The following is a 20,469-nucleotide window of genomic DNA, read 5'->3' on the forward strand; positions in this document are numbered from 1 at the left end:
ACGCCCGGTTACATTCCGAACCCGGAAGCTAAGCCTTTCAGCGCCGATGGTACTGCAGGGGGGACCCTGTGGGAGAGTAGGACGCCGCCGAACAATCATTGTGGGAAAGCCCCGCACCTTATGGTGCGGGGCTTTTCTGCATTCTGGGTCCGTTCTCCCCTTACATATGCCGGGGGCTTGTGCCGGCTCTGCAGGTTCATCCGTCGAGGCGTCGGAGCAATGAGGCTGCAGGCCAGGGAGGCGAATGCGTCATGGCGTTCGGTGCGGCGTTCCACGGTGAGTCGTCCTTATGACTGCCAGTAGCGTGCGCGAAGGAGACGGTGCATAGCCGTTCCTCTCTGTTGAGGGGCAGCGCGAAGAGCCCGCTCGTAGTAGTGGGCCGTCCGTATGGATCGGCAGCTGAGCAGGTATCCGGCGACCGGTGGTCCACCGGCTCACACCGGACGTGCGGGTGCTGACCTGACCGGCGCGCGGCATATCCATTTCGCGCCGGGCGTGCGCTTCTCTGCGCCGCCCCGTGGCCTTGGCGCAGGTGCCGAAAGCATGGTCGGAGAGCCGGGGACCGACATAGCCTGCGTGAGGCATTGCATGCAGGTCGGGACGGTCTGCGGTGTGCGGAGGTGTCATGGGCGGGGAGCCGCAAAGTCCGGTAGCTGTCAGGGGATGTGGCCGGCCGGCCGGAGAGCAGCAGAATGATCTGACTGACCATCAAGAAGGTGCGGGAGGCGCCCACGGAAGGACGGCATTTCGCTTGCGTCACACCGTGTCCGAGGTGCCGGATCCGTATGGCGAGCATCCCTTGTTGACCGCTGCCATGGCCGAGGGCTACGACGCTGTACCGGATCTGGAGCGGGAGCGGTTGCTGCGGTACCTGGAAGCGGTTGTCGCGGTCCGCCGCACCCCGGTGCACGCCGCCGTCGCCTTCAACGCCGTGTATTTCGGCTACCACCTTCACGGTGACGGCTACGGCCGCAGTCCTCTGCGGCTCGACGACTTCCCGGTGGTCACGCTCGGCGAGCGCGCAGCCGCCCTCCCCGTCGGCGCGATGGTGTGTGTGGCGACCGGGTCGGATCCGCTCTACGCGGAGATCCTCTACAAGGAGGGCGCCCATCCGGACGTGGGCAGCCTCGGGGACGTACCGGCCTGGGTGTCCGGAGCGCCGGCGGGTGCCGAGGGCCCGGGCAGGGAGGGGGCGGAGGACTCTCCACGGCGCCGGGAACTGCTGGTGCCGGATCCGAACGCATTCGGCCCCGGGGTGAGTCTTTCGCCCGCCCAACTCCACCGTCTGCGTACCCATCGACGATGGATCAACGAGGACGGCCATATCGTCATCGATGCCTGCTATCCGTCGCGGGAAGCGGCCCGGCGCGATGACCTGTCCGCCTACGCGGACTATCTGCTGACCACCGCACGGGCGCAGCTCCTCAGCCCCTATGTCCCTGTGTCCCTCGCTGAACTCGTGGGCAGCACGCATGACGACGTCCTCCGTATCGGTCTGCTCCGGCTCCTGGACACGGTGCGACGCCTTCTCGCCTCCAGCGATCTGCTGCGTATGTGGGGTCCGTACGCCGTGACCCGGGAAGCACTTGCGGCCTGCTGGCGTGACACCGGACCGCTTGGCGGCGATGACTTGAGAACGCTGGCGGCGGCCGTGGAGCATGCGGCCACCCCGTCGCGGCGCCGCTACGGACTGGCCGCTCCCGTCACGGTCTACACCGCGGTCGGGCCCCGGCTGCGCGCCTTTCCCGGAGCCGAGGACCTGCTCAAGGGCGTGGAGTACGCCGCAGCGGTGTGCCGGGCGAACGTGACGCTCGCCGATGTCGTCCAACGGGACAGCGCACAGGGCCTGTTCGCGAACGGCGCCCGGGTCACGCTCGACGACGCCTTCGAAGGCGGGGGCGTCTGGCGTTCCCATTACCCAGGTGACACGGACCGCACGGGCGATCCTTTGGACCCGGCCGGACAGGGCTGGACGTCAACCACGGCAACGGCCCCCGGGCAGGTACAGGAGCAGGAGCAGGACCCGGACCCGGACCAGGAGCCGGTTGACGCGCCGCTCGCGGACGATGCTGCCCTTGGGCCGAGCGAGCTGTTGCAGACCGGTGAGGAGGAGATCGTCTGGCGGCTGCCGCTGCGCCTGGCCTCGCTCATCGACGGCTGTCTTCCGCTGTGCTCGCCCATTGCCGGGGAACTGCGGACGGCCTTCGGGCGCCGGCCCGCGTTACGGCTCGAACTTGACCACCCCGGCGGCTCCCTCGACGCGGCCGAAGCCGTCCAGCACACCGTCGCGGAGCTCGGCGCGGGAGCCGACCGCCTGACCGGAGTGGTCTGGCCCCTTGATTTCTTTCCCGGCCTGGTCGTGCAGCTCCACTGGCTCCGGGGCAGCCGGGTGATCCGGGCGGTCACGACGCGGCTCGACCGGGCGGTGCAGATCGGCCACCGAGTGATCGGCCACTGCTACGACCCGTGCGTCCTCACCCGCGAGGACGCCCCGGGCAGTGACCGCAACGGCGACACGGCTGCGGGCCTCGGGCCCAGACAACTGGTGCTGCGCACGGTCCGCCGCTGCGGGCTGCTCACCCCGGACGGCCATGCCCTGCTCGACCGATCCGGCCTGCCCCTTGCCGTGTATGGCCGTCGGCCCGCCCGGACCCGGTCAACCGCCCTGGAAGCGGCGGTGGCGGAACTGCTCGCCGAACGACTCCTCGAACCGGCCGTCGGCAGCCGTGACACGACCGGCCGGCCGCACTTCCCGGCACGCGCAGGGGAGCGGACGATCCCGCTCATCGGCTACCGCCCCGCCCTGATCCGGGTGATACAGCCCTGGGGCGGCACGGGGCCGGCGACCGGGCGGATGCGCGGTGTGCAGTACGTACCCGGCCATCTGCGCCGTTTGCTGCCGGAGCGCTCGGCGAGCGAAGCCCAGCGGACGGCTTTCCGGGAGCACTGCCGCAGACTCGGCAAGGCGGACGGCTGGGAACTGCCCGAGGGCTACACCTTCGTCACCCAGCACACCCGTGGCCGCTGAGTCCTCCGCCGAGCCCGCGCACCCGGCCAACACCTCACTTCCCCGGTCATGTTGACGCCGGGCGAACCGCACCACGCACAACTCACCATCGAACGGAGCGCGTATGCAGGACCGCTATCACGTCATCGCGGGGCCCCCGATGTCCCCGGGCGGCGTGCCGGTCGAGGGCCTCGGGGCTCTGGCCGCAGCACTCAACGCACTGGATCAGCCGGCTGCCGCCGCCCTGGACGACCTGCAGACGGACATGGTGGAACTGGCCTTCAACTCCCTTGCCCCCAAGGACCGCCAGCGGTTGCTCGGCCGCACAGGAATCCGGATGGCGGCCCCACGGCGGGCAGGCAGCGCCTTGTGCCGGGACGTCCTGGCAAGGCTTCGGCGCGAGGCACGGCAGCACTCGTGCACCTGCGGTGTCATGGCGCTCACCCAGACCGTGATGAACGATGTGGGCAGGGCCGCCGTCGCACAGTGCGGCGCCGCCTCCGATCCTGTTCTCCGGTGGGGCGCGACCCTGGTCCGGGCCGCCGTGTTCGCGTGGTGCAATGCCTCGGTCGCCGACGCGTTTGTCCTTGTCTGGGCGGCTGACCGGGACTGGTTCGGGGCGAAGGAGGCGGGCACAGCGGAGACCCAACGCCTTGACGCGGTACGCGCCGCCGCGCAGTCCGTCGTCGAGGCGAACGAAGACTTCGCTCTCGACCTGCACGAAGCCTACAGCGCATCCGGACGCAGGGAACGGCAGCCCGCGACGGCCCAGGACCGGCCTGCCGGGGCCGGCCGGACGGAGGCGGACGCCACCGCGTCGGACGCCGTTGCCCCGTCCTCACCCGCGCCGGACCGGCCCCTCCCGGACCAGCGCACCGCGCCTACATCGGCGTGGGACGCCCCCGTCCCGGACCCACCGGGCGCGGTGTCCGATACGACCGGGCCGACGGAAAGCGCGGATCCGGAAGAGGTCTGCCGGCGGCTGGAGTTCACCCTCGCAGAGGCCGGGCGGGCCGTCCGGCGGGTGACCGCGGCGGTCGAGGACGGACGCCCTCCCGCCGCAGCCGATCTGACGCCGTTGACCGCGCTGCGGGCCGTCTTCGACAGCGCCCGGACCGTGCTCGACGCGGCCGGCATCGCAGCGGGACCGCTTCGCCTGGAGGACATGGCACGGGCCGCGTACGCGCATCGGATGGAACGCGACCGTGACCGCGTCGCGCGGGCGGCCCTGCGGGACCTGCCGGCCCTCAGCTGCCGGGAGGACAGCCCCGCAGCATCCGCCGCCGAGGCCGTACGCTCCGTCGCCCGGCGGCTTCTGGGCATACCGGTGTGGGGAGAGACGGAACGGCGGGAGAGCGCCGCGCTCACTGCACTCGCCGATCTCGTCCGGCTGGGGCGTGAGGCAGCGGCCGCGGCGGAGATTCTGGCCCTGCAGGAACGCGTCGTACGGGTGTTGCCCGCGTGTGCCACCGCCGCGGTGATGGCATACGAACTGACGCTGCCCGGGCCGACGGAAGTCCGCTCCGGCCCCGAGTTCAGCGAGCCTGCCGGGGCGGCCTCGGACAGCGACGCTGCGGCTGACCTGCCGGGTACGCCCTACGGCGGCGCGCGGGAGGCCACCGCTTCCGGTGCCTGTGCCCAGGACGCCGCGGAGAGCATGCGGACGGGCGGGTCCGGTGACGCCGTGGCGGACGCGGCCGGACCGGCTGCCGGCCCGGCGAGCGGCGAGCACATGGGCGCAGCCCCCACCGAGGACTCCGTCGAGGGGACCGTCAAGTGCCCCGCTCAGGACGCCGCTCAGGACGCCGCTCAGGACGCCGCCGAGGAGCCGGCCGGGGACGCCGGGACCCGGCGCGAGGCCGTCCCGGAAGCGGTCACCCTCCCGGAATCGGATTCCTCGGAATTACCTCCGGCCGAAGCGCCGGATGCGGCGCCCCGGCCCGCTCCGCTCTTCGCGGGGGAGGAGGCCGCGTCCGCGGATTCCCATCCCGCGGCCGTGCGCACCGCCCCTGCTGTGGAGCACACCGTCACGGTGCCGACGGGTACCGTCGGTACGCCCCACGGCACGGAGCCCCTGAAGGAGGAGGCGGACCAGGACGACGACACCGCGTCGGCCGGACGGGTCCTGGCCCGGCTGGTTGCGGAGCGGCGTTTCGGACTCGCGCACCATGTGGCGCGGGCCGCAGGCCGCCCCGAGCCCCAGGCGGTGGCGCTCCGGCTGGCCGGTGCGGCAGCGCTGCTCACCTCCGGCACCAGCCACGGCGCCCGGCTGGTCGCCGGCCTGCTCCAGCAGCAGAGCGAATTCGTCGGAGAGGACGTGGAGGGCAACGAACTCGTCCTGCTTCCCGCCCTGTTGCGCGCGGCCCTGGTCACCGGCGACCACCTGGCGGGTGCTCAGCTCAAGGTCATGGTGCCGCGCCTGCCGGACGCGCTGGGGGAGGTGGCGGCCGCGGTCGCGGACCGTGCGCTCAGCGGGGCCCTGATGATCGCCTCCCCGCTCGTCGTGATCGCCGACGCCTCCGAGACCGAGGCCCGGTTGCGGGAGCTGCGCGAACAGTGCGGCACCGTCACCGCACCGCAGCGGCTCCGGTTCGCCAGGGCGACGGAGATCGCCAAGCGTTGGCTGGCTCCCGACGACGGGCTGCTCGGTTCGATGCTCACGGCCGTGCTCAACAATGACCGTGACGCGTTGCCGGCCGTCCGGGAGAAGGCGGAGCGCCTGTCGAAGCCGTCCGAGATCAACAGTGAGATCGACCGGATGGACCGCGAGTACCGTCCGTCCAGCGGCAAACCGCTCCAGGGCTCCGGACGCCGGGACCTGGTGCATATCGTCGAGCGAGCCGTCGGTCTGGCGAAGGAATGGTGCCTGGCGGCCGACACGGCCCGCCGGGGCGGCCGGTCGGAGGGGAACCGTGCCGCCAAGGAGATCTCGTCCCTGCGCCAGTCGATGCTGGCCCGGCGTGACGCCGTGCTGACGGAACTCGAACGGCCGGCGGGGCGATCCGGTACTGCCGCCACCGCGGCCGCGTGGGCGGCGCGCAGTGCCATGGAGGAGCTCTTCGCCCTGCTGTCCGGCGGCACCGGGACCGTGCCCCCCGGCAGCGGAGCCGACCCGGAGCTGGTCCTGGATGCGGAACTGCTGAAGGTCTGTGACACCGCAGCGGAGCAGCCCTCGCTCGACGGGCTCCTGACGGCGGCCGACCGCGGCTGGGAAGAGGCGCTGCGCGAGCGGCTCGACCGCGACGCGTTCACGGCGGCCCGCACGATGGTGGAGCTGGCGGCCCGGGGGGCACTGCCGGCCTCGGAGGGCGAAGCGTTCGGGCCGCAGAGGCTGGCCGAGATCGAGGAGCTGGAGACCACGAGGCGTACGGCTCTCCGGACGGAGCACGACGAACTCGTCACGGAGCTGCACCGGGCCCAGGCCGACGGTGCGGTGACGGACGACCAGGATCTGTGCCTGCAGGAGCTGCTGGCGGATGCGCGCACGCACCTCGACGACACCGGCCATCATGACCTGATCGACGTGCGGCGGGCGCTGGAGACGGTACGGGCGGATCTGCCCATGCACCGGCAAGAAGCGGCCGACCGGATCCGGGCCCGGCTCGACGCCCTGGACCTCCCGGTGGACGAACGGGCACAGGTGCTGCGGCACCTGGATACCGGCGGCCTGGCGACCGCCGCCGACCTCGTCTACTTCCTGGAGATCGGCGAACCCGTCCCGGAGATCGAGGCGGGCGAGTCCCACCTGACGGAGTTCTTCCCTGTCGTGCCCGAAGGACTGCCCAAGGGCATTGACCACGAACTCGTCGCGATGGTCCGCTCCGGCGGGAAGCACCCGACCGTTCCCGTCCTGGACTACGGGAACCTCTCCAGCGACGAGGCGGCACTGGCGGCGGACGCCCTGAACGACTGGCGTGAGCTGGGCGCCACCGAGGCGAAGGGCCGGCCCAAGGCCCCCGCCGGGCGGAAGCTGCTCCCGGCCCTGAAACTCCTGGGCTACGACGCCGAGAGCGCCCGGTCGCTGGAGGAGCTGTCGCCGCACCGGCGCGAGTACCGCTTCTTCGAAGCGAGCGGCGTGGAGGTCAACGGCCGGGCCAAGGTGCCGGCCTTCGGCTCGCAGATCAAGGAGCAGGGCGGCAACCTCCGTGTGTTGATGCTCTGGGGCCGCCCGCCTGCCGAGGTCGTCATGAGCCTGGCGTCGCGGGACACCAGCGAGACCAGTCTCCTGGTCGTCTACTTCGGCACCCTCGGCCGGGAGGCCCGCGCGGAACTCGCCGCCGGATCCGACCGTCTGCAGCCGCTGCTGGTCGTGGACGATGCCGCCCTGGCCTATCTCGCGGCCCGCGGCAACCGGCAGGCCAGTACGGCCACCCAGACCCTGCTGCCGTTCTCCGGTGTCAACCCGTACATCAGGGAGAAGCGCGGGCGGATCGGCGGGGAGATGTTCTACGGGCGGGACGCGGAACGCAAGAGCATCCTCGACCCGCGCGGCACCCAGGTCATTTTCGGCGGCCGCGGCCTGGGCAAGTCGGCGCTGCTCAGCGATGCCGGGGAACGCTTCATGGACCAGCGCCCCGGGTTCCACCAGTCGGTGTACCTGAACCTGGACCAGGAGAACATCGGCAAGGGGAGCTCCCTCGGGCCGGAGGCCCTGTGGAGCGTCCTGGACCGGGAGCTGACCGATGCCCAGGTGCTGGGCCGGCCCCAGGGCCGCAAGTCGCAGAAGGACCGTTCCGAGCGGGTGCGCGAGGGAACCCGCCGCTGGCTCGACGGGGACTCGCGGCGCCGCCTGCTGATCCTGCTCGACGAGTGCGACCAGTTCTTCGAGGCGGACGCTCCTCGGTTCGACCAGACCAAGAAGCTGAAGGGACTCGGGTCGGACACCAAGGACCGGGCCAAGGTTGTCTTTGCCGGCCTGCACTCCGTGCAGCGCTTCTCCAAGCTGGCGAGCAACGGACCGTTCGGGCATCTCGCACAGACCCCGAAGGTGATCGGTCCGCTCGCCCCGCAGTTCGCCGCCGATCTGCTGGTCGAGCCGATGCGGGCGCTGGGCTTCGAGTTCGACGACGTGGACCTGGTGAACCGGGTGCTGGGTTACTGCTCGTACCAGCCGTTCCTGCTGCAGATGTTCGGCCACCGGCTGGTCGAGGTGATGCACCGCAAGCGGGCGCGGCGCGGAGCGGAGGGACCTCCGTACACGGTGCGGGTCACCGACATCGAGGCCGTGGAGTCGGATGCCGCCCTCAGGACCGGCATCTCGGCGGCCTTCAAGGACACCCTGAGCCTGGACCACCGTTACGACGTGATCGCCAACGTCCTGGCGTACCAGGCCCGTAACCACGGTCTGGAAGTACGGCTGAGCGACGCCGAACTGCGCGAGGAATGCGAGACCTATTGGCGGGAGGGTTTCCGGCAGCTCGACACCGAGGGGTTCCGGGCCTATCTCTCCGAGATGGTGGGGCTGGGAGTTCTGGCGCCCAACCACGAGGGCCAGGGCTGGCATCTGCGTGGCCCGAACGCACTGCGCATGATCGGCACGTCCCACGAGGTGGAGACCCGTCTGGTCCGGGCCGAACAGGACTGCAAGCTGGAGGAGAGCATCGTGCTGGAGGGGCGGCCGGAGCTCCCCGACGGCCGTCCCGCCCCGCTCACCATCACGCAGCTGGACGATCTCCTCGGTGAGCGCGCGAATCAGACGAGGGTCGTCCTGGGCACCCCGGCCACCGGGGTCGGCGACGTGGGCGACACCCTGCGCGCGGTCGCCGGGCGCATCGCCGACTGGCAGCTCCCGCCCATCGGCAAGCCCAGCGTCTTCAAACAGGAGCTCACGGGTGGGAATCCGCGCGAACGGCGGGTGCTCATCAGCGACTTCGCCCGCTACCCCGCGAAGCCGGAGACCTGCCGCGAGGCCGTCGATCTGGCCGACGACCTGCTGCCCGGCACTCCCGGGGTGACGCGCGCGGTGGTGCTCGTGACCGACACCGGACAACTGGACCTGTGGCGTGTCCTGCTGACGGGCGAGGAACACACCACCGCGGTTCCGGTGGTGCTGCGCCGGCATGACCGCCGCAGCCTGCGGGGCTGGGCACAGCGCACCGAGGTGTTCAACACGGACGAACGCCTGGACCGGCTCTACACGCTGACCGGCGGCTGGCCCCTCCTCGTCGACCGCGCACACCAGCTGTACGGCGAACTCGGCGACCCCGAAGAGGTCTTACGGCGGCTGGCCGGCATGCGCACGGACCGCTCGGCGGCCCGTGCGTTCGTCGAAGCGACCGGTATGTACGCGGATCCGATGCTGGCGGCGGGCTATCGGTCCATTGTCGAGGCATTCGAAGGGGATCCGGCGGACCGGGAGAGCGTCGTGACCGCGATCGTGTACAAGACCGGGGACGAGGCGGAGGCCCGCTGGGTCTACGCGTGCCTCGACGCTCTGCAGATGTTCGATCACGAGGACGACGCACAGCTGCGCCTGGAACCCCTGCTCCGGCAGTGCGTGGAACTCGGCGAGTGACACCGTCCGGTCGGTCCCGCGCCCTGTCCTCCGCACCGCGGCCCGCGGAGCGGAGGACAGGGCGGGGCCGTGTACCGGGAAGATCTCCCTGATCTCTACGAGCCGCTGGTCTTCATTCTATGAGCGGGGTGGGGAGTTCGTCATACGCTGCTCGGCAAGGCCGCGAACAGATCATCTGTCACCCGAGCCTGCTGGGGCTGGTTCCCGCGCGCGCCGGCCGAGCCGGCGCACAGTGGCCGGCGTGCTCACGGCTGGGGCCGCACGTGTGTGCCGGCTGGACATCCCCAGACGGCCGGGAGGCCGCAGTGGCGCTTCCTCCCGGCCGTAGGAACGGGATCAGGAGCCGGGCAGCTCCGTGCGGACGGTGTGGGCCGCTGTGACCAGGTTTTCCAGTGAGGTGCGGGTCTCGGGCCAGCCGCGGGTCTTCAGGCCGCAGTCCGGGTTGACCCAGAGGCGTTCGGCGGGGATGGCCTCAAGTCCCTTGCGCAGCAGGGCAGCTGCCTCGTCGGCGCTCGGGACGCGTGGGGAGTGGATGTCGTAGACACCGGGGCCGGCCTCGCGCGGGTAGCCGTGTGCGGCCAGTTCCCGGGCGACCTGCATGTGGGAGCGGGCGGCCTCCAGGCTGATGACGTCCGCGTCGAGGTCGTCGATGGCCTGGACGATGTCGCCGAATTCGGCGTAGCACATGTGGGTGTGGACCTGGGTGCGGTCCTGTACGCCGCTGGTGGTGAGGCGGAATGCCTCGGTGGCCCAGGCCAGGTAGGTGGTGTGGTCGGCGGCGCGCAGGGGCAGCGTCTCGCGCAGGGCGGGTTCGTCGACCTGGATGACCGAAGTGCCCGCCGTCTCCAGGTCGTTCACCTCGTCGCGCAGGGCGAGTGCCACCTGGCGGGCGGTGTCGCCGAGCGGCTGGTCGTCGCGGACGAAGGACCAGGCGAGCATGGTGACCGGGCCGGTGAGCATGCCCTTGACGGGGCGGTCGGTCTGCGACTGGGCGTAGGAGGTCCAGCGGACGGTCATCGGATCGGGGCGGGAGATGTCGCCGGCCAGGACCGGCGGGCGGACGTAGCGGGTGCCGTAGGACTGGACCCAGCCGTGCTGGGTGGCCAGGTAGCCGGTGAGCTGCTCGGCGAAGTACTGCACCATGTCGTTGCGCTCGGGCTCGCCGTGCACCAGGACGTCGATGCCGGCCTTCTCCTGGAAGGCGAGGACGTCGCGGATCTCGGCCGCGATGCGGTCGTTGTATCCCGCGGTGTCGATCCGTCCCGCGCGCAGGTCGGCGCGGGCGGTCCGCAGCGCGGCGGTCTGGGGGAAGGAGCCGATGGTGGTGGTCGGCAGCAGCGGCAGCCCGAGGTGGGCACGCTGGGCCGTCGTGCGCTCGGCGTACGGCGACCGGCGGCGGCCGTCGGCGTCGGTGACGGCGGCGGCACGGGCGCGCACGGCCGGGTCGTGGGTGAGGGCGGAGTTCGCCCGGGAGGCCAGGTCGGCGCGGTTCGCGGCGAGTTCGGCGGCGATGGTGTCGGTGCCCTGTGCCAGGCCCCGTGCCAGCGTCACCAGTTCCGCGGTCTTCTGCTTGGCGAAGGCCAGCCAGCGGGCGATCTGCGGGTCGATATCACGCTCGACGACGGCGTCCAGCGGCACGTGCAGGAGCGAGCAGGACGCGGCCACATCGACCCGGTCGGCGAGGCCGAGCAGGGTGCCGAGGGTGGACAGCGACTTCTCCAGATCGTTGATCCAGATGTTGCGGCCGTTGACCACGCCCGCGACCAGGCGCTTGCCCGGCAGTCCGCCGACGGCCGCCAGGGCATCGAGGTTGGCCGCGGCCGCGTCGGTGAAGTCGAGCGCCAGACCGTCCACCGGGGCCTTGGCCAGGACGGGCAGGGCGTCGCCGAGCCGGTCGAAGTACGAGGCGACCAGGAGCTTCGGGCGGTCGGTGAGGGCGCCCAGGTCGCGATAGGCGCGGGCGGCGGCGTTGAGTTCGGCCGGGGTGCGGTCCTGGACGAGGGCGGGCTCGTCGAGCTGTACCCAGTCGGCGCCGGCGGCGCGCAGGTCGGCGAGGACCTCGGCGTAGACGGGCAGCAGCCGGTCGAGGAGGGTCAGCGGCTCGAAGTCGGCGGCCACGCCGGGAGCGGGCTTCGACAGCAGGAGGTAGGTGACCGGGCCGACGAGCACCGGCCGGGCGGTGAGACCGAGGGTGAGGGCTTCCTTGAGCTCGGTGACCTGCTTGGTGGAGTCGGCGGTGAAGACGGTGTGCGGGCCCAACTCCGGGACCAGATAGTGGTAGTTGGTGTCGAACCACTTGGTCATCTCCAGCGGCGCCACGTCCTGCGTGCCGCGGGCCATCGCGAAGTAGCCGTCGAGGGCGTCGGCCGCGACGGCCTCGCGGTGGCGGTCCGGGACAGCACCGACCATGACGCTGGTGTCCAGCACGTGGTCGTAGTACGAGAAGTCACCGGTCGGCACCTCGTGGAGGCCGGCGTCGGCCAGTTGCCGCCAGTGGGAGCGGCGCAGGGTCAGGGCGGTGTCCTTGAGGGCTTCGGCGGTGACCTTGCCCTTCCAGTAGCCCTCGATGGCCTTCTTCAGTTCCCGGTTCTGGCCCTGGCGGGGGTAGCCGTACACGGTGGCCCGTGCTGCCGCGGCTGCGGGCTTTGCTGTCACGGAATTCTCCTTCGCGAATACGTGTCCTGAGAGTCCCGGGGGCGGAACGAGGTACGCGAAGGGGTGACGGACCCGACGGAAGCACGGTGCGTCTGTGAGGCACATGTCCGCCTGGTACGTACGCCGACCCGCCCTCGAGGTCACCGGGATATCCGTCCACACATGGGGTGCGCACGGGCAACGGGCAGGTCTTCGGACTCGTGGGCGCGCCTGCCGGAGTCTTCCGGCGGGCCCCTACTGGCCGTCGCTTCCCGGATCCGCGGTCGGATCCAGTGCGTATGACGGCGGTCGTTCCCACTCACCGCTGCGGGGCAGTCCCGGATTCTCACCGGGTTCCCTCTTACGACGCGGCCCGTCTGGCGGACGGGGCGAACCAATTGCCCGGCCAGCCTAGAGGGTGGCGGCAAACGCGGACACCCCTGCTCACATTCCGGACGAGGAGGTGAGACTCCGGCGGGGTGCGGTCCATGGCACGGCGGGGCGCGGAACGGCATCGGCAATCCGTTCCGCGCCCCGTACCGCACCACCTGCCGGGGCCCCTCAGCCCCGGCAGCGACCCAGGGACCCTCAGCCCCGGTCGTAGGTGTGGAACCCGCGCCCGGTCTTGCGGCCGAGCAGTCCCGCCTCCACCATCCGCTGGAGCAGCGGCGGTGGTGCGTAGAGGGGTTCCTTGAACTCGTCGTAGAGGGACCGGGCGATGGAGGCCACGGTGTCCAGCCCGATCAGGTCGGCGAGTTTGAGCGGGCCCATGGGGTGGGCGCAGCCCAGCTCCATGCCCGCGTCCACATCGGCGGCCGTGGCGAAGCCGGACTCGGCCATCCGGATCGCCGACAGGAGGTAGGGGATGAGCAGGGCGTTGACGACGAAGCCGGCCCGGTCCTGGGACCGTACGACCGTCTTGGCCAGGGTGCCGGTGATGAATCGCTCGGCGGCGGCGACCGTCGCCGGCGTGGTGTGCAGGGAGGTGACGACCTCGACGAGCGGCAGTACCGGTACGGGGTTGAAGAAGTGCAGCCCGAGGACGCGGTCCGCGCGGTGGGTGGCCATGCCGAGGCGCATGACGGGGAGGGCCGAGGTGTTGGTCGCCAGGATGGCCTCCTCGTCTTCGACGATCTTGTCGAGGGCTGTGAAAACGTCCGTCTTTGCGGCGGGGTTCTCGACGATGGCCTCGATGACGAGCTGGCGGTCCGCGAGGTCGTCGAGGCTGCCGGTGAAGACCATCCGGGTCAGGGCGTCCTCGGCCGGGATACGGTCCAGCTTGCCGCGCTGGACGGCGCGTTCGAGGGAGACGGCCACCCGCTCGCGGGCAGTGCGGGCCGCGGTCGCATCGGCCTCGCAGACCACGGTGTCGACGCCGGCGCGGGCGCACACCTCGGCGATGCCCGCCCCCATCTGACCTCCCCCGACGACTCCGACCCGCTGGATCGTGGGCTCCGGAAGGGCGCTCATACGGTGACCTCCGTGCGGTGTACGAGGTGGCGGGCGTAGGCGTCCGGGGTGAAGAAGGCGGGCAACTCCTGGGCGAGGGCGGTCCGTTCGAACAGTTCCCGGACCTCGTCGAGCCGCGCCCAGGGGTACTGGGCTCCCAGGGCGGCGAGCTCGTCGTCGAGGAGGCCGAGCACCGTGTCGCGTTCGACGGCACCATGGCGCAACCACTGCCAGATCTGCGCCCGGGCGATCTCGGCGGCCGCCGCGTCCTCCATCAGCCCCTCCAGCACCACGGCACCGGTGCCGCGCAGCCAGGCGTCGAAGTACCGCAGTGCGACGGCGATGTTGGCGCGCACGCCGTCCTCGGTGGGCGGCCCCGCGGTGCGCCGGACGGCCAGGAGCTGCTCGGCGGTGACGTCGACGTCGTCCCGGGTGCGGTCGATCTGGTGGGGCTGTCCGTCCAGCACACCGTCGAAGATCTCGCGGCAGAGGGGGACGAGCCCGGGGTGGGCGACCCACGTTCCGTCGAAGCCGTCCTCGGCCTCGCGCTCCTTGTCGAGACGCACCCGGGCGAGCGCCGCCCCGTCTGCCTGCGCGTCGTGGCCCGGGACGTGCGCGGCCATGCCGCCGATGGCGTGCGCGCCGCGCTGGTGACAGGTGCGTACGAGCAGTTCCGTGTAGGCCCGCAGGAAGGGGGCCGTCATGGTGACCTTCGTCCGGTCGGGGAGGGAGAAGTCGGGGCGGTGCGCGAAGACCTTGATCAGGCTGAAGAGGTAGTCCCAGCGGCCGGCGTTGAGCCCGGCACTGTGCTCGCGCAGCTCGTAGAGGATCTCCTCCATTTCGAAGGCCGCGGTGACCGTCTCGATCAGGGCGGTGGCGCGGATGGTGCCCCGCGGGATGCCGAGCAGATCCTGGGCGAAGACGAACACGTCGTTCCACAGGCGGGCGTCGTAGGCGTTCTCAAGCTTGGGCAGGTAGAAGTACGGGCCGGATCCGGCGTCGATCTGCCGCTGCGCGCAGTGGAAGAAGTACAGGCCGAAGTCGACGAGCGAGGCGGGCACCGGATGGCCGTCGACGAGAAGATGCTCTTCGGTGAGGTGCCAGCCCCGGGGGCGGACGACGATGGTCGCGAGCCGGTCGCCGAGGCGGTACTCCGTGCCGTCCGGCGCGGTGAAGTCGATCCGCCGCTCGATGGCGTCCAGCAGGTTCAGCTGACCGCCGATGATGTTGTCCCAGGTAGGGGAGGTGGCGTCTTCGAAGTCGGCCAGCCACACCTGGGCCCCGGAGTTGAGCGCGTCGACCGTCATCCGCCGCTCCGGCGGCCCGGTGATCTCCACCCGCCGGTCGGCGAGCCCCGGCGCGGGCGGTGCGACCCGCCAGTGCGGATCGGCGCGGACGGCGGAGGTGGCCCGCGAGAAGTCGAGCGGGGAACCGGACGAGAGGCGAAGGGCGCGGCGGCGGCGCTCGGTGAGGATGTCGCGGTACCGGTCGGCGAAGGTACGGGCGAGGCACCCGAGGAAGTCGAGTGCGGCGGGGGTGAGGATCTCGTCGAAGCGGTCGCCAAGGGGGCCTCCCCTGCTCGTCGAGCGGAGTCGAGAGCTTGGGGAAGCGCCGAGCACCTGGACCCGGCTGGGCAGTGTGGTGGTGGACATGCGCATCTCCTCAACGGGCGCAGTGGGGCCGGGTGGTGAGGGCCGGACGGAGACGGTCGTCCGGCCCTCACCCGGATACGGGCGGCCGGGCGCGCCTACGCGCCGAGCCGCGGGGGCCGACACCGGGCCTTCGGCGCCCGGGTCGCCCGGAGAGGGCCGAGCAGTTCCTAGTGGAACTGCTCCTCCTCGGTGGAGCCGGCAAGCGCGGTGGTCGAGGACGCCGGGTTGAGGGCCGTCGACACCTGGTCGAAGTAGCCGGTGCCGACCTCGCGCTGGTGCCTGACCGCGGTGAAGCCCTCGGCCTGCGCGGCGAACTCCTTCTCCTGCAGGTCGACATAGGCGGTCATACCGGACTCGGCGTAGCCGCGGGCGAGGTCGAACATGCCGTGGTTGAGGGAGTGGAAGCCGGCCAGGGTGATGAACTGGAAGCGGTAGCCCATCGCGGCCAGTTCGCGCTGGAACTTGGCGATCTGGTCGTCGTCGAGGGCGGCCTTCCAGTTGAAGGACGGCGAGCAGTTGTAGGCGAGCATCTGGTCGGGGTGCTCGGCGTGGATGGCCTCGGCGAACTCGCGGGCCTGCGCCAGGTCCGGGGTGCCGGTCTCGACCCAGATCAGATCGGCGTACGGGGCGTAGGCCAGGCCGCGGGCGATGACCGGCGCCATCCCGTTCTCGACCCGGTAGAAGCCCTCGGCGGTGCGCTCACCGGTGACGAACCGGGCGTCGCGCTCGTCGATGTCGCTGGTCAGCAGGTTCGCCGCGAGGGCGTCCGTACGGGCCACGATCAGGGTGGGCACGTCGGCGATGTCGGCGGCGAGGCGGGCGGCGTTGAGGGTGCGGATGTGCTGGCCGGTGGGCACCAGGACCTTGCCGCCGAGGTGGCCGCACTTCTTCTCGGACGCGAGCTGGTCCTCGTAGTGGATGCCCGCGGCACCGGCCGCGATCATCGCCTTGGTCAGCTCGAAGGCGTTGAGCGGCCCGCCGAAACCGGCTTCCGCGTCGGCGACGATCGGCGCGAGCCAGTCCGTGGTGTCGCCGCCGCCCTCGGCGGTGGCGATCTGGTCGGCGCGCAGCAGTGCGTTGTTGATCCGGCGGACCACCTGCGGCACGGAGTTGGCGGGGTACAGGCTCTGGTCGGGGTAGGTGTGGCCGGCCTGGTTGGCGTCGGCGGCGACCTGCCAGCCGGAGAGGTAGATGGCCTGCAGCCCGGCCTTGACCTGCTGGACCGCCTGCCCGCCGGTCAGTGCGCCCAGTGCGTGGATATAGTCCTGCTCGTGCAGCTGCCGCCACAGCCGCTCGGCGCCGTGCCGGGCCAGCGTGTGCTCCTCACGGACGCTGCCCGACAGCCGCATCACATCCTCGGCCGAGTAGGTGCGCTCGATGCCCTTCCAGCGCGGGTCGGCCGCCCACCGCTGCGCCAGCTCTGCGGCCGTCGTCGTGCTTGCCTGTGCCATGACCGTCTCCCGGGTCTGCCTGAGTCTCGTCAAAGATGCGAATGTGGCACTGGGTGCCGATTCGGATGCGGCCCGCCGGAGGTCCCTGCGCGATCAATGGTGAGCAATGTTGCGCGGACTTCCGTGGGAACGGCCGGGGTCTCCGACGTCAGGGCCTGAATCGCGCCCGGTGTTCCGCTCCGGTCGCCGGTTCCGGCGGGCCGTACTCAGACTTTGACACCGGCACTGAGTGCCAACAACCATGGATGTCTGCCAAGTTTTGCGTATCTTCCCGGGCGCCTTTGCCAACCTTGCGAAGGTCTGCAACGGCAGGCTTCTGTTTAGGATCCAGGGCGGGACACCCGCGGAGAGGAGCGGTGATCGCCGTGAGCAAGACCTACGCCGGAGCACGCCTGCGACGGCTTCGCGAGGACCGGCGCCTGAGCCAGGCGGCCCTGGCGCGCATGCTGGAGATCTCGCCCAGCTACCTCAACCAGATGGAACACGACTCGCGCCCGCTGACCGTGCCGGTCCTGCTCCGCCTCACCGAGGTGTTCGGCGTCGATCCGGGGTTCTTCTCCGAACGTGACACCAGCCGGCTGGTCGCCGATCTGCGGGACGCCCTCGCCAACGAGATCAGCGCCGACCGGGTGTCCCGCTCCGACCTCGCGGAACTCGCCTCCCGTATGCCCGCCGTCGCCGGGGTGCTGGTCGACCTCGGCCGCCGCAATCATCAGCTCGCCGAGCGGCTGTCCGAAGCCGCGGAGGGCAGGGGGCAGACCGTTGCCGCGCTGCCGCGTTCCCCGCACGAGGAGATCCGCGAATTCTTCTACCGCCGCCGGAACTACCTCCACGACATCGATCTCGCCGCCGAGGAACTCGCCACGGAGATCGGCATCCGCCCCGGTGAGGTCGTCCGTGTCCTGACCGCCCGCTTGGCGCAACGCCACGGCGTACAGGTGTCGGCGGACGCGAGCGTGCTGCATCACTACGACGACACCGGCCGGGTGCTGCGCCTGTCGGGCCGGCTGCGCCCCGGTCAGCAGGCGTTCCGGATGGCCACGCAGCTGGCGTTCCTCGAAGGTGACGATGAGCTGTCCCGCCTCGCCTCGGAGGACTTCGCCCCGGACTCGGACGCCTGGTCGCTGGCCCGTATCGGCATTGCCAACTACTTCGCGGCGGCGCTGATCCTTCCCTACCGCCGCTTCCACGCGACCGCCGAAGAGGCGCGCTACGACATCGAACGGCTCACCGACCGCTTCGGTCTCGGCTACGAGACGGTCTGCCACCGCCTGAGCACCCTCCAGCGCCCGCGTCTGCGGGGCGTGCCGTTCTCGTTCGTGCGGGTGGACCGCGCGGGCAACATGTCCAAGCGGCAGTCGGCGACCGGCTTCCACTTCTCCCGGGCGGGCGGCACCTGCCCGTTGTGGAACGTCTACGAGGCGTTCGCCGCCCCCGGCCGCATCCACGTCCAGATCGCCGCGATGCCGGACGGGCAGCGCTACCTGTGGACCGCCCGCGCGATCACCCGGCACCGCGGCGGCTGGGGAGAGCCCGGCAAGACCTTCGCCATCGGCCTCGGCTGCGAGATCCGGCACGCCTCCCGGCTCGTCTACTCCGACGGACTGGATCTCGGCAACGCCGCGGCGGCCACCCCGATCGGCATGGGCTGCCGCATCTGCGAACGCACCGACTGTCCGCAGCGGGCGGTACCACCGCTGGACCGCCGGCTCGCGGTGGACGAGACCAGCAGCACGTTCGTGCCGTACCCCGTCGTCGAACCGGACGCCTGACCGCGGGATTCAACGGCCGGAGACGTGCGGCGCGGTGCGCCGGTGCCCTGGAGATCGGCCGCGGCACGGTCCGTGGCGGGGTGGACTTACTAGGACGTCCAACTATATGTTCGGGGCAAGGCCCGCGGTGCAGGGAAGCCGGTGCGATTCCGGCGCGGTCCCGCCACTGTGACCGGGGAATACGCTCCCCGAAAGAGACCGGCCACTGACGGAGAAGTCCGTTGGGAAGGCCGGGGAGCGTGTGCTGATCCGGGAGTCAGGATACCGGCCGCGGGGTGTTCCGTGTTGTCCACGAGGATGGAGCAGACACGCATGGCACCGGTGTGCACCCACGCCCTTGACCGGCGGACCCGGCGGGTACCGATCACCGACATCTGACGGTCACCCGGCCCTGCGCTTCTCGCGCCGCCCGCGCGCACGCCGTCCGGCGTCCGTGCCGGGCCGGCGCGCCATCCCCGGACTCACCTGACGGAGAGCAGGCATTCATGGTCCGTGAACTGGCACATTTCATCGGCGGCAAGCACACCCCGGGCACCTCGGGGACCTACGGCGACGTGTACGACCCCAACACCGGCGAGGTGCAGGCCCGCGTCCCGCTCGCCGGCCGCGCCGAGACCGAGGCGGCGATCGCCGATGCGGCCGAGGCCCAGCGCGAATGGGGCGAGTGGAACCCGCAGCGCCGCGCCCGCGTGCTGCTGAAGTTCCTCCAACTGGCCGAAGGGGAACGGGAGTCGCTGGCCCGGCTGCTGTCGTCCGAGCACGGCAAGACGGTCGCCGACGCCCACGGGGACCTGCAACGCGGGCTGGAGGTCGTCGAATTCGCCGCGGGTATCCCGCATCTGCTCAAGGGCGAGTTCACCGACAATGCCGGCACCGGCATCGATGTGCACTCCCTGCGCGGCCCCATCGGTGTCACCGCCGGCATCACCCCGTTCAACTTCCCCGCGATGATCCCGCTGTGGAAGGCCGCGCCCGCGCTGGCCTGCGGCAACTCCTTCATCCTCAAACCGTCCGAGCGCGACCCCTCCGTACCGCTCCGGCTCGCCGAACTGTTCCTGGAGGCGGGGCTCCCGCCCGGTGTCCTCAATGTCGTCAACGGGGGGAAGGAAGCGGTCGACGCCCTGCTGACGGACCCCCGGGTCGGTGCGCTCGGCTTCGTCGGCTCGACCCCGGTCGCCGCGCACCTCTACGCCACCGCCGCCGCGCACGGCAAGCGTGCCCAGTGCTTCGGCGGCGCCAAGAACCACCTGATCGTGATGCCGGACGCCGACCTCGACCAGGCCGCCGACGCGCTGATCGGCGCGGGCTACGGCTCGGCGGGCGAGCGCTGTATGGCGATCTCCGTGGCCGTCCCCGTCGGCGAGGCCACCGCGGACGCCCTGGTGGCACGCCTGAAGGAGCACATCGGGAAGCTGCGCATCGGCCGTTCCGACGACCCCGAGGCCGACTTCGGCCCGCTGGTCAGCCGGGACGCCCTCGACCGGGTGCGTCGCTATGTCGACATCGGCGTCAACGAAGGCGCCGAACTCGTCGTGGACGGACGGGCCTTCACGCTCGCCGGACACGAGAACGGCTTCTTCGCCGGGGCCTCGCTCTTCGACCGCGTCAGCCCGCAGATGCGCGTCTACCGGGAGGAGATCTTCGGCCCCGTCCTGTGCGTCGTACGGGCCGCCGACTACGAGGAGGCGCTGCGGCTGCCCAGCGAGCACCCCTACGGCAACGGCGTCGCGATCTTCACCCGCGACGGGGACACCGCCCGCGACTTCACCCGCCGGGTGAACACCGGCATGGTCGGCGTGAACGTGCCCATCCCGGTCCCGGTCGCCTACCACACCTTCGGCGGCTGGAAGCGCTCCGGATTCGGCGACCTCAACCAGCACGGACCGGACGCGATCCGCTTCTACACCCGCACCAAGACCGTCACCTCGCGCTGGCCCGCCGGGTCCAAGGAGGGCGCGAGCTTCACCCTCCCGACCATGAGGTGAGCGCC

Annotated in this window: 8 protein-coding genes, 1 rRNA gene and 2 riboswitches; of the genes, 5 read left to right on the forward strand and 4 right to left on the reverse strand. The window is 71.2% G+C overall.

What is annotated here, in order from left to right; translation table 11 throughout:
• The 3 genes from rrf to AB0C46_RS34530 all read left to right on the forward strand — a co-directional run.
• Positions 1–93, forward strand: a 5S ribosomal RNA gene (rrf, locus tag AB0C46_RS34520); the annotation flags it as partial.
• Positions 94–802: 709 nt separating this feature from the next.
• Positions 803–3,028 carry a hypothetical protein gene (locus AB0C46_RS34525; RefSeq protein WP_362832760.1) on the forward strand — a complete coding sequence of 742 codons (2,226 nt, stop codon included), beginning with the start codon at positions 803–805 and terminating at the stop codon, positions 3,026–3,028.
• A 103-nt stretch (positions 3,029–3,131) separates the two neighbouring features.
• Positions 3,132–9,521, forward strand: a complete 6,390-nt coding sequence (locus tag AB0C46_RS34530) for a hypothetical protein (RefSeq protein ID WP_362832761.1) — start codon at positions 3,132–3,134, stop codon at positions 9,519–9,521.
• Positions 9,522–9,857: 336 nt separating this feature from the next.
• Here AB0C46_RS34530 and metE read toward each other — a convergent pair whose 3' ends face one another.
• From metE to aceA, 4 genes are all read right to left on the reverse strand, one after another.
• Positions 9,858–12,176: a 5-methyltetrahydropteroyltriglutamate--homocysteine S-methyltransferase gene (gene metE / locus AB0C46_RS34535; protein ID WP_362832763.1), complete on the reverse strand. Its 2,319-nt coding sequence runs from the start codon at positions 12,174–12,176 to the stop codon at positions 9,858–9,860.
• 165 nt (positions 12,177–12,341) lie between these two features.
• Positions 12,342–12,569: riboswitch (cobalamin riboswitch) on the reverse strand.
• A gap of 174 nt (positions 12,570–12,743) precedes the next feature.
• A complete protein-coding gene (locus AB0C46_RS34540) occupies positions 12,744–13,625 on the reverse strand; it encodes a 3-hydroxybutyryl-CoA dehydrogenase (protein WP_362832765.1) in 882 nt (293 codons plus the stop codon).
• Positions 13,622–15,256: a malate synthase A gene (gene aceB / locus AB0C46_RS34545; RefSeq protein ID WP_362832767.1), complete on the reverse strand. Its 1,635-nt coding sequence runs from the start codon at positions 15,254–15,256 to the stop codon at positions 13,622–13,624. Before aceB ends, AB0C46_RS34540 begins: the two co-directional genes overlap by 4 nt.
• 167 nt (positions 15,257–15,423) lie before the next feature.
• Entirely contained in the window at positions 15,424–16,707 is a 1,284-nt protein-coding gene (gene aceA / locus AB0C46_RS34550) for an isocitrate lyase (RefSeq protein WP_362832769.1), read from the reverse strand.
• A gap of 365 nt (positions 16,708–17,072) precedes the next feature.
• Here aceA and AB0C46_RS34555 point away from each other — a divergent pair, with 365 nt between their 5' ends.
• Positions 17,073–18,479 (forward strand): short-chain fatty acyl-CoA regulator family protein, encoded by a 1,407-nt coding sequence (locus AB0C46_RS34555; RefSeq protein ID WP_362832771.1) that lies wholly within the window; start codon positions 17,073–17,075, stop codon positions 18,477–18,479.
• 101 nt (positions 18,480–18,580) lie between these two features.
• A riboswitch (cobalamin riboswitch) is annotated at positions 18,581–18,767 on the forward strand.
• Between the two features lie 197 nt (positions 18,768–18,964).
• Entirely contained in the window at positions 18,965–20,464 is a 1,500-nt protein-coding gene (locus AB0C46_RS34560; RefSeq protein ID WP_362832773.1) for a CoA-acylating methylmalonate-semialdehyde dehydrogenase, read from the forward strand.
• Positions 20,465–20,469 lie beyond the last annotated feature (5 nt).

It is taken from the genome of Streptomyces sp. NPDC048637, from assembly GCF_040650675.1.
Taxonomy (GTDB): domain Bacteria; phylum Actinomycetota; class Actinomycetes; order Streptomycetales; family Streptomycetaceae; genus Streptomyces.